Raw genomic sequence first — 13,522 nt, 5'->3', positions numbered from 1 at the left:
CATAAGCAGTGTGCGCGCATAGCCACCTGTTTATAGATAAATTAATGATAACAGCCGTTTAAATAGTAAAAACGGTATTTTATCCTCAATTCGGAATGATTATGGCACAGCGAAAGATCCTGATTACCAGCGCATTACCTTATGCAAATGGCCCAACCCACTTAGGTCATTTATTGGAATATATTCAAACTGATATTTGGTCACGTTTTCAAAAACTTCAAGGCCATGAAACGTATTATGTTTGCGCAGACGATGCCCACGGCACACCAATCATGCTTAATGCACAGAAGCAAGGGATCACACCTGAAGAAATGGTAAAAAATGTGAGCATTGAACGCCAACGCGACTTTGCTGATTTCAACATTAAGTTTGACAATTACCACAGCACGCATAGCCAAGAAAACAAAGAATTTAGTGAATTAATATACAACCGTTTAAACGATGCGGGCCATATAAAAAAGCACACTATTTCGCAATTGTTTGACCCAGAAAAAGGCATATTTTTACCTGATCGCTTTGTAACCGGTACTTGCCCAACGTGTAAGTCTGAAGATCAAAATGGCGATAGCTGTGATTCGTGTGGCGCAACTTACAGCCCAACCGAATTAATAAACCCGCGCTCTGTTATGTCAGGTGCCGAGCCTATTTTGAAAGATTCTGAGCATTACTTTTTTGACCTACCAGCATTTGAAGGCATGCTTAAAGAATGGCTACACTCAGGTACTATTCAACAAGAAATGGCTAACAAGCTAGACGAATGGTTTACTGACGGCTTACAACAGTGGGATATCAGCCGTGATGCGCCTTACTTTGGTTTCGAAATTCCAAATGCCCCAGGTAAATACTTTTACGTATGGCTAGATGCGCCAATTGGTTACATGGCCAGCTTTAAAAACCTGTGTGATAAAAAAGGGATTGATTTTGACGCATTTTGGGCTGAAGGCTCAGAAGCAGAACTTTACCACTTTATTGGTAAAGACATTATTTACTTCCACAGCTTATTTTGGCCAGCCATGCTAGAAGGTGCTAAATTTAGAAAACCAACTAACGTATTTGCACACGGGTTTGTTACTGTAAATGGCGAAAAAATGTCTAAGTCAAAGGGCACGTTCATTAAAGCGCGTACCTACCTAGACAACCTAAATCCAGAATACTTACGTTACTATTACGCTGCAAAATTAAACAGCGGTATTATCGACCTTGATTTAAACCTAGAAGACTTTGCACAACGTGTTAATTCAGATCTGGTTGGTAAAGTCGTTAATATAGCGAGCCGTTGCGCAGGCTTTATTACCAAAAAGTTTGATGGCAAATTAAGCCCAACTATTATGCAACCAGAGCTCCTAGAAGAGTTCCAAGCTGCCGCGCCAAGTATTACCACCCATTTTGAGAACCGTGAATACAGTCGCGCAATTCGTGAAATTATGGCCCTTGCCGACAAAGCAAACCAATTTATTGATGGCGCAGCACCATGGGTATTAATTAAAGACGAAACTAAGCAACAAGAAGCTCACGATGTGTGTTCGCTTGGCCTTAACTTGTTCCGTGTTTTAATTACCTATTTAAAACCAGTACTACCGGCTATGGCCCAAAACGTAGAAGCGTTTTTAAACGATGATCTTGCTTGGGATGCAGTACAGACGCCACTAGTAAGCCACTCAATCAATAAATTTAAACCATTAATGCAACGCGTAGAAATGGACAAAGTAAACAAAATGGTTGAAGAATCTAAAGAAAGCCTAGAGCCTAAAGTAACAATTGACCCAAATAGCCCTCTTGCAAAAGAACCTATTAGCGAAGAAATTGAGTTTGACGATTTTGCAAAGGTAGACCTTCGTGTTGCTAAAATTGCAAAAGCAGAGCATGTAAAAGGCGCCGACAAACTACTGAAGCTAACCCTTGATTTAGGCGGCGAAACGCGTCAAGTATTCGCAGGCATTAAATCAGCATACGCTCCTGAAGACATTGAAGGTAAGCTAACAGTAATGGTTGCAAACCTTAAACCGCGTAAAATGCGTTTTGGTATGTCTGAGGGTATGGTACTTGCTGCAGGCCCTGGCGGAAAAGAAATTTATATTCTTAATCCAGACGACGGATCAGAGCCAGGAATGCGTGTAATGTAAATTTACACATATGAATAAAATAACCGCTGACTCTCAGCGGTTTTTTTATATGTTATTTTATCCTATTTGCGACTTTTATCGATTTTTTGTACCATCGACCAATAAATAATAAAAAAGTAATACAATGCCTAGCACGGTTTCTCAAGAAAAGACTGTAACTCGCAACAAAATTTTAAAGCACAAAATAGTCGCTATTATCCGCTTAAAAAAGCAATCAGATGTTGCACCACTTGTCGATTGCTTAGTTGAGGCTGGTATAAAAGTGCTTGAAATCACCTCTAATACACCAGGGTTTGAGCAAGAAATTAAAAATGCACGTATTCGTCATCAACATATTTTGGTGGGTGCAGGCACCATCACAAATACTAAACTAGCTCAACGAGCCATTAATGCGGGTGCACAGTTTATAGTAACCCCTAATACTGATAAGCGTATTGTGTCAGTTTCCCATCAGTGTAATTTACCTGTTTTAATGGGGGCTTTAACGCCAACAGATATCGCTAACGCGATTGAGTATAATGCGGATATTATTAAGGTATTTCCAGCAGGTAGCATGGGAGTTGACTATTTTAAGGCATTAAAAGGTCCATTTGATAGCGCCAATTTAATGCCCGTTGGCGGGATAAATTTAAATAACATTACTCAGTGGTTTGACGCAGGGGCTTGCGGTGTAGCCATTAGTAGTGATTTTTCAAAAGTGATTACTAGCCACGCTGACAAGCAAGCTCTTACCCAGTTAGTTCATGACTATTTAACTGACATACCCACTGATTAAAGGTCTTTAATTTGCTGTAATCACTAGGTATTGTTCAAACTTAAATTACATCAAATACTTAATACTCTGTTCAAACAAATCTAAATGCACTTAGTTTAAAGAGAGCAGAACACGCTCTTTTCTTGGTATGTAGTAATTATCGTAATCAAGCGAAACAATGACCTTATTTGCTTTTCCAAGTAGTTCACCACGAGGGATTAAACCAATTACGCGAGAGTCTGCGCTATTGTCACGGTTATCCCCCATTGCCAAATAGTAATCATCTGGAATGGTGATCATTTCAAAGCCAGCTAATTGGGATGGTACATTTGCTATCCTAATGGTGTGCTTCTTAGTGTTTAATATCTCTACTTTATCAACCGAATCGATATTATTTTGCACATGTTCGTATTTAAGCTTTTTGCCATTAATAATTAATTCGTTATTTACCAAAGAAACGGTATCACCAGGTACACCAATAACACGTTTAATTAATCGGTTATCTGCCGCTTGTGAGTCGAATACAATAATGTCCCCTGTTTGTGGTTCATTAATTTTAAGCAAAGAAATATGCGTAAAAGGCACTCGTAAGTCGTACGCCATTTTGTCTGTTAAAATTCTATCTCCTTGCTCAATTGTAGGTTTCATTGAGCTCGTAGGCACTTCATACCAGTCGGCTACTGCACTTCTAAACACACTCATTAAGGCAATAAATACAATGAGTGAACGATTATTTTTCCAAAATTTATAAAGCACTTTCATAACTGCTCCCTTTAATTGATCAAGTAATGGTATGACCTAACAGCGCTTTGGCAGTTCAAAAAAGGATGTAACAAAAGATGTTTGACCAAAAAACGTTTTTGATCGATTAAATTTTCAGCTGCGTAGCATCTTAGGAATTTAGCAAATATTAACTTAAAGGAAACTAACATGTTTAAGAAGATAACCACCGCAATTTTAATTACCGCAGCAAGCATAGGGTTTTCATTTTCTGCGCAAGCCAACCATCATGGCATGAAGAAAGATGTGGTTGATGTTGCGGTTGAAAATGGCTCGTTCACAACACTTGTTGCAGCCGTAAAAGCAGCCGGTTTAGTTGATACTCTAAAAGGCAAAGGACCATTCACTATTTTTGCACCAACTGATGCCGCTTTCTCAAAGTTACCTGACGGTACCGTTGAGATGCTGTTAAAGCCAGAAAACAAAGAGAAGTTAACGGCAGTGCTAACCTACCATGTTGTCGCTGGAAAAATAATGGCAAAAGAGGTGGCTAAGTTAGATAGTGCCAAAACACTCCAGGGGCAGTCGGTAATGATTAAAACAAACATGGGTGTGATGGTAAACGACGCTAACGTGATGATGCCAGATGTTAAAGCAAGTAATGGCGTAATCCATGTAATTGACACTGTTCTTCTTCCAAAAGAATAAGCAGCAAAATTTATGTACAAAAAAAGAAGCATAAACGTAAGCTTATGCTTCTTTTTAACGAATACTTAGACCTTATTACTGATTAAGCTTTTCTTTCGCTTCTTTTACTTTTTCAAAGTCTAAACCTAACTCATCGGTAGCTTCTTTGATTAAGTGTGGTTGTGTCATAACAACAGCCATTAATTGCTGAAGCTTTTCAGGCGGTATGCCAAGCTCCTGTACAAGCGCCATAGCCATCATTGGGTTTTGTGTAAACGCCTCGAATAACGCTTTTACTTTTTCATCACTTACATTATGTTCTTTTAAAATTGCAATTATTGGATTCATTTTTAACCTTGGTTTTATAATAACGTGTGTATGACTGAATTATATGGGCATAACGTGTAAAATAAAGCGTTATTCTACAAGCAATACGACTTTACCCGCGTTTTCGTTGCGCTCTAATATTGCATGTGCCTCTTGAGCCTGTGTCCATGGCAACGTTTTGTACACATTAAAGTCATAGTTTTTAGATGCTATGTCGTTGTAAAAGCGTTCTACTAAGTCATCTCTTAGTTGGCGTTTAAAATCAATACTGCGGTTACGAAGGGTTGACGCATGAAACGAAATCCTTTTACGTAAAAGGGCTGCAAAATCAACCTCAGCAAAACGTCCATCTAAAAAGGCAAGCATAATTATTTGGCAATCCATGGCAGCAACTTGTGCATTTTTGTTTAAATAACTACCTGCAACGGGATCAACAATTACATTAGCGGTTAAATTACGGCTTTGCATGTAATCTACAAAGTCTGTGTTTTTGTAGTTAATTGTATGATCTGCTCCCAGCGACTTTGCGTGCTGGCATTTTTCATCAGAACCTGCGGTTATAACAACAGTTGCCCCTGCACTTTTTGCAATTTGAATAGCGGCACCACCTACGCCACTGGCCCCTGCATGTATCAATGCCGTTTGCCCATGTTGTAGTTTGCCAAGCTCAAATAATGCACCAAAAGCAGTTAAATACACCTCGCTTATGGCTGCACCTTCAACCATAGTTACATCATCGGGTAGTTCCATTAATTGTTTAGCATCTACGGCAACATATTCGCTATAAGCGCCACCTGCACACAGTGTAAAAATGCGTTTATCAAGCCAGCTTTTATCAACTTCGTTACCCAGCTCTACCACAGTGCCTGCACACTCTAAACCTAAAATTGGGCTGTCACCTTCTGGGGCTGGGTACTTACCTTGGCGTTGCATACAATCAGCCCGATTCACCCCAATTGCAGCCACTTTAACAAGCACTTCATGATTTTTTAGCTGCGGTTTACGGGTATCACTCAGTGCAAGGTTTCCGCTTTCATGGGAAATATATTTCATTACCACTCCTTTGCTTTAACTAAAGTTGTACTTTAAACATGGGGGTAATTATTTCTATTTAAACCGCCAGCTTTGCTTGTACGGGTAAACATCAGGTAAAAAACCATTTTGTATTTGCTGCTGGCACTGTTGCCAATAGGTTGTTGTGAATAAGTCACTGTGGTGGGTGTTAAAACACTCAAATGCATGAGCATTTGCGCTAAAAAAAACTTTAAATTGGCTGGGAAATATATCGTTTTCATCAATATCAAAATAAGAATGACTACTTAACTCCTCTAATGTATTTTGTGTTTGAGGTACATCTCTAAAATTACACTGAGTTAGTGGGCAAATCTCATCAAAGTCGTAAAACACAACACGCCCCCAGCGAGTAACGCCAAAGTTTTTCATTAGCATGTCACCTGGAAATATATTCGCCCCAGCTAAATCTTTAATTGCTTTTCCATAATCAAGCATCACATGGTCCAATGCGTGTTTATCGCAGTGGTTAATATATAAATTAAGAGGTGTCATTTTTCGTTCAACATACACATGTTTTAAAATAAGTGCCTTGCCCGATATAACTAAACTGCTGCCAATGTGTGTTTTCATCTGCGTTAATAGTTCTTCACTAAAGCGGCTCAAATCAAACGCTAAATACCTAAACTCGTGTGTATCTACCAATCGCCCTACTCGGTCGGCTTGCTTCACAAAGTTATATTTTTCTTTTACTTGTGCTTTAGTTGCGGTTTTTGGTGCACTAAATTTATCTTTTATTACTTTATATACGTAATCTGAGCCTTCAATAGTAAATACCAGCATAACCATGCCAGGTGTACCTGGTGCGTTTATATATTTAAAACTTGCGGGGCTGTTTTTAGTGGTGTCGACCTTGTAGCGGTAAAACTCGGTTTTAGCGTGTTTAATAAAGCCAATAGCGTTAAATAATTCAAAACGCTTTTTATGCGGCATAAGTACACTGAGGTAATCAACATAACGCGCGGGTTGGTCTGTATCTACCATAAAATAAGTACGAGCAAAGCCAAATAATAAGCTTAATTGATCGGCGCCCATCATAACCGCATCTATTTTTAAGCCTTTTTCGGTGTTTAAAATGGCAATAGCAAACGGCATGTTATCGCCATTTTTAGCGATACAACGGCCAATCAAATAACAGGCTTTATTTCTAAAAAATAACGAGTTTGCGTATTCAATAAACCCGTCGTTTAAATTTATCAGTTCATAGACCTGCTTACATTGATGCTTAGCACCTTGCATTAGGGTTTGCTTTAAGCGCTTTAAATCGGCATTTAATTGGCAAAATGGAACTCTAAACATTTGCGTAGTAATAAGCTGTGAAATTGCGGTTTCAAACCCATTTTGAAGCGATATTCTACTTACTAAACTTTCAAATGAGCGTGGTTCACTTCGGTATTTGGCTTTTAATACAAATAAATGCACTGTACGAATTTTTTTATCGTCCCAAATAGCACCAAATGTTGAATTAAAGAAAGTATGCGCAATGGGTTTATTCTCATGGTGCTCAACCATATCCCCATAAATATTTTTAGCTAGTTGCCATGTGTGTGGGCAGTCTAGTTCTTGATAAGCAATTATTTTAACCGCTTCACTCACATTTTTTACTTGGCGCTCATAAACTTGTAACCGATCACGCATTGCACGTTGTACATCATGATATTGGCGCTGCTCAAACCGGCTTTGTGCACCAAGTGTTATATTTAAAAACTCAGCAAACATCGCATCAAACCCTGCAAATACAGCACGTGCAAGCTTAGTCGCAATCACCTTTTGAAGAGCATTATTTGAATCATCGATTAACGTATTTGGCATGTTAACAACACTTATATTTTTACCCGTTATGGCGGTTATTTTTTATTAATTGTTTACACCTTAGCAAGCAGGCTTTAATTTAGATAATTAATACAGCAAATAAATAAGATTGATCTAATGAATATACGTAACGTCGATCTCAACCTTCTCGTCTATTTAAACGTGCTTATAGACGAAAAAAGTGTGTCTAAAGCCGCCAATAAATTAGCGCTAACACAACCGGCAATGAGTAATGCATTAAAGCGATTACGCGATTTATTTGAAGATCCGCTTCTTGTTCGCGCTGCAGGGTCAATGACCCCAACAGCTAAAGCACTCCTGCTTAAACCCGAAATAGAATCATTATTAAAAATGGCTGAAGCAATTACTCAACCCAGTGAGCAATTCAACCCCGCTACGGCTGAAATAACCTTCAGAATAATGGCAAACGACTATTTAGAGTCAACGTTAATTGCGCCATTTATAACAGCGCAATTAAATAAAAATCCGGGTATTAATTTTGACGTTTTAAGCCCAAGCGATGTTAACTTACAAGACATGGAAAAAGGCACCATAGACCTTGCTATTAATCGCTTTAACGGATTACCGCGATCGTTTCACCAAGCCACAGTATGGCGCGATAACTACTGCTGTTTAACACACCCCAAGAATACTTTTTTACAAAACGCCACACTCGATGATTACCTCAAAAAAGAACATATTTGGGTAAACCGGGCTGGTTGGGGCCCTGAAGCCGCAGTAACTAATAAGTCAGGTAAACAAAAATTAGGCTGGGTCGATGAAGCACTCTGGCAGTTAGAGCAAACACGTAAAATTAGGGTATTTACCCGCCACTACATGATTGCCAGTTTACTTTGCCAATCAGAGCAACTGGTGGCGACATTACCACGCAGGCAAGCTAAGCTATTAACAACACACACTAACTTAGTAATAAGTCCCCCCCCGTTTCAAATAGTGCCTATTGAGGTAAAAATGATATGGAGCCCACTGCTTCACCATGCGCCAGCGCATCAATGGTTACGCCGCGAAATGCTTGAGTTCGCTAAAACAGTAGCAGATAGGTAAATTTTAAAATATCCATTACGTTTTTCAAAAAATACTGAAAAATCTAAAAGCACACATTCAATTTACTAGTAAATACATACTAAAAATGACGGGCTCGGTGTGAGGTAAGAAACACAACGTTTAAAAACTAATTTTTCAATAAATAAAACATCGAGACACTCACTTTAATAAAGTGAGTGTCTCGATATTTTGCTTTGGAGTCGTATAAGTCTTAGCAAGGGGAGTAACCTTACTCATTAGTAATTTGCAAAGCCGATACCATGTTTTTTATTTTAAATTAATTCAACACCTTAACCAAGAATCCCATATTCCCTCTGCTGAAACTTGTACCACTTTTGTGCATTTATTTATTTTTTGCACCAAATTAAATAAAAAAGAAGCCAATAAATTTAGCGTAAATTAAATGAATAAAACTTAATATTGATCTAATCAATATCAGTTATTGAAAACAACAATTTCATTAATAATACAGTTAGCGCTAGAGTGAAGTTAAGCCAACAAACTAAGAGTAATTATTATGACAACAGCTTCTTTCACACGCCAAGACGGGTTATTCATCGACGCTAACTTACATCAGTTCATTGAAGAGCAGTTATGTTCTAAAGCAACATTACAAACAACAGATGTTTACCAAACACTGGCGACATTAGTTGATGAGTTTGGGTGTACTTGTCGTAAAACTAAACACCAACCAAACGATGTACTTGAAGTACAAACACTATTGAACGCTTACCAACTGCAAAACCATCCGCACTGTCATGTGGATGCGCAAACAACTGAAGCGGTACTTGATGAATATTGCTGCCAGGTTCCTGCAATCATTGTTGTTGCTTTAATGGATACGCTTAGTGGTACACAATGCGATGAACCAAATGCACACGACATCTACCATCGTGCCGCACAGTTAATTAATCGCCCATGCGTGCACACAGTTAAAACTGCCTCAGCAGCTTAATAATGAATGTGTTTAAAAGTGCTCGATAACTTTATCTGCAAAGTCTGTGCAGCTTAAGGTTGTCGAGTTATGAGTTTTTGAAATATCAATGCCTTGCTGGGTTAAATCAAAAGTAACATACCCACTTGCTAATGTGTTTTCTAAAGCATTTTCAATAGTTAATGCCGCCTCATCCCATTTCATAAATTTAAGCATGAGTACTGCGCTCAAAATACTACTGCTTGGATTCGCTTTGTTTTGCCCTGCAATTCGCTCAAATGTACCATGAGTAGGTTCAAAAAAAGCCACATCATTATTCAAGTTTGCAGCAGGCATAATGCCCACACCACCCACTTGAGCGCTGAGCATATCGGCTAAAAAGTCCCCATTTTGATTCGTAGTTGCCACTACATCAAACTGCTCAGGGTTCATTAAACATTGTTGCAGCATGTTATCGGCAATGACTTCTTTAATTATTAGAGGCGCCTGCCCAGCACGCTCAATTTTCAGCCAGCGGCCATTTTCGTGTTCAATAGCATTAAATTCCTTTTTGGCAAGTGCAAAGCCCCAGCGTTTAAATGCACCATCAGTAAACTTAAGCACATTGCCTTTATGAACAAAAGTGACAGAATCTCGATTGTTATTAAGGGCAAAATTAAGAGCAAAACGTGTTAATCGTTCAGAGCCTTCTTTGGATATATTTTTTATACCTATGCCGCAATCTTGTGAAAACCGAAGACGTGTTACCCCCATTTCTTCACATAAAAAGTCGAGCATTTTTTCACTTTCAATGCTCCCTGCTTGCCACTCAATACCTGAATATACATCTTCGCTGCTATCACGAAGAACCGTAATGTTGGTTAAAAAAGGATTTTTTAAAGGAGAAGGCAAAGCACTAAACCCTTTGATAGTGCGCATATTTACAAATAAATCCATTTCTTGGCGTAAAGCAACATTTAAAGAGCGGAACCCTCCACCCAAAGGCGTAGTTAATGGCCCTTTTATTGCTATTTTACAGGCTCTTACTGCTTGTATTGTTTCTTGTGGAAACCAATCACCATCGTAAAGCTTGGCTGCTTGCTCACCATTAAACACTTGCATCCAATGTATTTTCCGCTTGTTTTTGTAACAGTGTTTAATAGCGCAATCTACAATATTTCTCATAACGGGCATAACATCTTGCCCAACTCCATCTCCATTAATATAGGCAATAACAGGCTCTGAAGGAATAACCCACTGCCCTTGCTCATCTACCGTTATATGTTGCCCTTGCTCTGGCATTTTTATATGTTGGTATTGCATCATTAAAGCCTATAAATCAATGTATATGGTCGATTAAACCATGTTAATTAAGGCGTGTCTTTAATTGCCTTTTTATAGTTGGTATCAGTTTAAAAAATAACAAATACGATGTGCTTATGTAGTTAAAAGGATGGTCTTATAGCGTGTACGGTTCGTATTAGTTTTTAAATATAGAGGGGTTTTAATGAAATTATTGTGGACGTTGCTATTTTTATACTCTTTAAACATCTACGCTCTTGAGGTTGACATACACGAGCTAGACTCGCTTTCTAAAAGTGGCCAGCAAGTTGTTTCTACCTGGATTGATCAGAGTGTAAAAAAAACTAAAAATACGCTTGGACCTTTAAAGCAAACTACCTTGCCTATTTATTTAAAGCCGCAATATTTTGCATTTGAGCCTGTACCATGGGCAACGGTAAAGCGGAGCAATCCCGATGGGGTTGAACTTCATATTGATAGATACGCAAGTTTAAATGCATTTACTAAAGACTGGACCCTATATCACGAGCTATCGCATTTATATTTGCCGCTTTTCCCCTACTCTGCTTTTTGGTTAAGTGAAGGGTTTGCTAGTTATATGCAAAACGTAATTATGCGAGACAGCGGTGTAATAACCCAAGCGCAATTTGTTCAACGATTAAATGCTGGGTTTAATAGAGGTAGACTACAAAGCAAAACAAAGTCGCAGCCCTTAAGTGAGCTTTCTGCTGATATGTGGAATCAAGGTGCACAGCAACGTGTGTATTGGACAGGCGCTGCATTTTTTGTTGAAGCCGATTTAGCACTTCACCAGCAAGGTCAAACCCTTGCTGAGATAATAAAAGCCTATCAACTATGCTGTAGAACAGCGCGTTCAAGTGCTAAAACGTTTATCAAAGACCTTGATAAACTCTCACGTAGTAGTATTTTTACTTCTTTATATGCAGAGTATAAAAACCGCACTGACTTTCCAAACGTGACTAAAAAATTAATAAACACACTTTGAGCTGTATTGATTTTAAAGTTAGGCGTCTATCACCAAGATGCTAAAAAGCATTTGAAGTTAAGTTGTTACAAAAGTATTGATAAGCCTGTTCATTATAATTTAAAGAACGCTTATTCATAAATCCATGACAATAATCTGTTGGTTTGCAAATTACGTTTTGTTTTTTATTAAGCTCATTAATAACAGCAGTCACATCAAAGTGCAGCTCATCGTAAGGAAAAATAAACTCACAGGGTACACTTGCGTCTAAATCTAAGTAGTTTCGTATTTGTGATGGATAAAAACCAACCACTTTTTTAAGATGTGGATTGCTTGTTAATAACTGGGCTCGCCATGCGGCACTAGCCCCTGCACTAAAGGCAATGCAAATTGTTGGCTCTGTGAGTCTATCAAATTGTTTATGCAGCATTGCCGTATACACGTTGTGGCCACATGCTTTTATAAAATTTTTATAGTTAAGTTCTTCACTTTCAATAGCTTGCTCTTTCCCACTGTAAGGTTCAACAAGGGTGAACTGAGTGTTTAATGTTTTACAAAAGTCATGTAAAGCCGGTGTTTTTCCGTAAATATCACTTACTATTATGTAATGCATACGATTCCCTTTTGGTGTAATTCAAAGTATTTAACCCAGTTGATAAAGTCTACACTACAAAAACTATACAAATAACTTGCGAGCATAATTTATTTAGGTTACATTCCCTCTCTGGTTTTAAGAAACCACTGCGGTTAACCTATTTACCCTGATCCAGTAAGCCCCGCACAACGTATATTTGAAAGCTAAGTTATTGTACGGCGAGTACCCCTTAAATAATACCGAGATGAATTTTACAATCATCGTAAAAGTGTCATAAAGATCGTCAACACTGTAATGAAGCTAAACACAACATCGTTAATTTATTGACTGCAATCTGCTATAAAAAATAGCGCAGAATAAATTACAAGAATAAAGTGAGTTTTATTATGTCTTATAAATATAACGGATCTATGATCCAAATAGCACATCCTGTGCAATCAATTTCAGTTAATAAACATCGTGTTATCTTTAGTGATACACAAGGTTTAAAAAACGCATTGTTTCAAAAAGCTAGCGATGCGCGTCAATTTGTTAAGTGGCTAAAAGTTAGCTAAGCAAAGCTATATCGCAATCCCATGCGCGATAACACGTAATATTATGCCAGCCTTGTTGCTGGCATTTTACTTTTTAATACTTAAGTGTTAAAACAATAATCCAATTACATTCGTTGGTTACTGCAATGTTACGTGTACTTTTCACTCTTTTATTTTGTTGCTCTCTAACTTCAGTTTGTCATGCTCAAACAATTAACTGGTTAACCAACGACTTTGCACCTTACTATATATTAAATGGTAAGTATCAGGGCCAAGGCCGCGACGAAACAATCATAAAATTACTCGAAGACCAACTACCTCATATCAAATTCAATCGTGTTGTGGTGCCTGCAAGTAAGCTAATTCAAACCCTTTCTGATAAAACGAATGACGCGTGCGTACTTTCTCTTTATAAAAACGAAAACAGAAAGCAACAAATGGTATTTACACAAGAAAGCTCTACTGTTGGTTTATCTCCCTCTGTTGCACTACATAAAAAGCTAGCAAATGCGCTATCGCTTAAAAACGACGCTGAGGTGTCTTTGTATGATTTACTACAAGAGAAAAAGCTAACATTAGGCGTGTCTCTGAGTCGCTCTTATGGGGAAGCTATCGATAGTATAATTAATTCAACT

At 38.2% G+C, this 13,522-nt stretch carries 13 protein-coding genes; 7 read left to right on the top strand and 6 right to left on the bottom strand.

The features are described 5' to 3' along the window. Positions 1 to 101: 101 nt before the first annotated feature. Both metG and P20480_RS05000 read left to right on the top strand, forming a co-directional pair. Positions 102 to 2,123, top strand: a complete 2,022-nt coding sequence (metG, locus tag P20480_RS04995) for a methionine--tRNA ligase (RefSeq protein WP_008131479.1) — start codon at positions 102 to 104, stop codon at positions 2,121 to 2,123. Between the two features lie 124 nt (positions 2,124 to 2,247). Continuing rightward, positions 2,248 to 2,898, top strand: a complete 651-nt coding sequence (locus tag P20480_RS05000; RefSeq protein WP_008131478.1) for a bifunctional 4-hydroxy-2-oxoglutarate aldolase/2-dehydro-3-deoxy-phosphogluconate aldolase — start codon at positions 2,248 to 2,250, stop codon at positions 2,896 to 2,898. Positions 2,899 to 2,988: 90 nt separating this feature from the next. On the opposite strand, the gene lepB is transcribed toward P20480_RS05000, so the two are convergent. Beyond that, a complete protein-coding gene (gene lepB / locus P20480_RS05005; RefSeq protein WP_008131477.1) occupies positions 2,989 to 3,639 on the bottom strand; it encodes a signal peptidase I in 651 nt (216 codons plus the stop codon). Positions 3,640 to 3,807: 168 nt separating this feature from the next. Here lepB and P20480_RS05010 point away from each other — a divergent pair, with 168 nt between their 5' ends. Then, the gene (locus P20480_RS05010) at positions 3,808 to 4,305 is read left to right on the top strand and encodes a fasciclin domain-containing protein (RefSeq protein WP_006792193.1); all 498 of its coding nucleotides are present in this window, start codon (positions 3,808 to 3,810) and stop codon (positions 4,303 to 4,305) included. Positions 4,306 to 4,380: 75 nt separating this feature from the next. On the opposite strand, the gene P20480_RS05015 is transcribed toward P20480_RS05010, so the two are convergent. From P20480_RS05015 to aceK, 3 genes are all read right to left on the bottom strand, one after another. Beyond that, positions 4,381 to 4,632: a DUF2999 family protein gene (locus P20480_RS05015; protein ID WP_008131476.1), complete on the bottom strand. Its 252-nt coding sequence runs from the start codon at positions 4,630 to 4,632 to the stop codon at positions 4,381 to 4,383. A 69-nt stretch (positions 4,633 to 4,701) separates the two neighbouring features. Further along, positions 4,702 to 5,664 carry a zinc-binding dehydrogenase gene (locus tag P20480_RS05020; RefSeq protein WP_008131475.1) on the bottom strand — a complete coding sequence of 321 codons (963 nt, stop codon included), beginning with the start codon at positions 5,662 to 5,664 and terminating at the stop codon, positions 4,702 to 4,704. A 54-nt stretch (positions 5,665 to 5,718) separates the two neighbouring features. Then, positions 5,719 to 7,494 (bottom strand): bifunctional isocitrate dehydrogenase kinase/phosphatase, encoded by a 1,776-nt coding sequence (gene aceK, locus P20480_RS05025; protein ID WP_008131474.1) that lies wholly within the window; start codon positions 7,492 to 7,494, stop codon positions 5,719 to 5,721. 117 nt (positions 7,495 to 7,611) lie between these two features. On the opposite strand from aceK, the gene P20480_RS05030 reads away from it, so the two are divergent. Then, positions 7,612 to 8,559, top strand: a complete 948-nt coding sequence (locus P20480_RS05030) for a LysR family transcriptional regulator (protein ID WP_008131472.1) — start codon at positions 7,612 to 7,614, stop codon at positions 8,557 to 8,559. 517 nt (positions 8,560 to 9,076) lie between these two features. After that, positions 9,077 to 9,514, top strand: coding sequence for a hypothetical protein (locus P20480_RS05035; RefSeq protein ID WP_008131470.1), 438 nt, complete (start codon positions 9,077 to 9,079; stop codon positions 9,512 to 9,514). 12 nt (positions 9,515 to 9,526) lie between these two features. On the opposite strand, the gene icd is transcribed toward P20480_RS05035, so the two are convergent. Next, complete coding sequence (gene icd, locus P20480_RS05040) at positions 9,527 to 10,795, bottom strand: NADP-dependent isocitrate dehydrogenase (protein ID WP_008131468.1); 1,269 nt, start codon at positions 10,793 to 10,795, stop codon at positions 9,527 to 9,529. A 184-nt stretch (positions 10,796 to 10,979) separates the two neighbouring features. Between icd and P20480_RS05045 the strand changes: the two genes are divergently transcribed. Beyond that, complete coding sequence (locus tag P20480_RS05045) at positions 10,980 to 11,780, top strand: M61 family metallopeptidase (RefSeq protein WP_008131466.1); 801 nt, start codon at positions 10,980 to 10,982, stop codon at positions 11,778 to 11,780. Between the two features lie 40 nt (positions 11,781 to 11,820). On the opposite strand, the gene P20480_RS05050 is transcribed toward P20480_RS05045, so the two are convergent. Further along, positions 11,821 to 12,372 (bottom strand): dienelactone hydrolase family protein, encoded by a 552-nt coding sequence (locus tag P20480_RS05050; protein WP_008131464.1) that lies wholly within the window; start codon positions 12,370 to 12,372, stop codon positions 11,821 to 11,823. A 661-nt stretch (positions 12,373 to 13,033) separates the two neighbouring features. On the opposite strand from P20480_RS05050, the gene P20480_RS18545 reads away from it, so the two are divergent. Beyond that, on the top strand, positions 13,034 to 13,522 hold a 489-nt coding region (locus P20480_RS18545), incomplete at its 3' end, for a transporter substrate-binding domain-containing protein (RefSeq protein WP_033025716.1).

The sequence above is a fragment of the Pseudoalteromonas sp. BSi20480 genome (assembly GCF_000241365.1).
Lineage (GTDB): Bacteria > Pseudomonadota > Gammaproteobacteria > Enterobacterales > Alteromonadaceae > Pseudoalteromonas > Pseudoalteromonas marina.
This window is presented reverse-complemented; position numbering and strand designations above follow the sequence as displayed.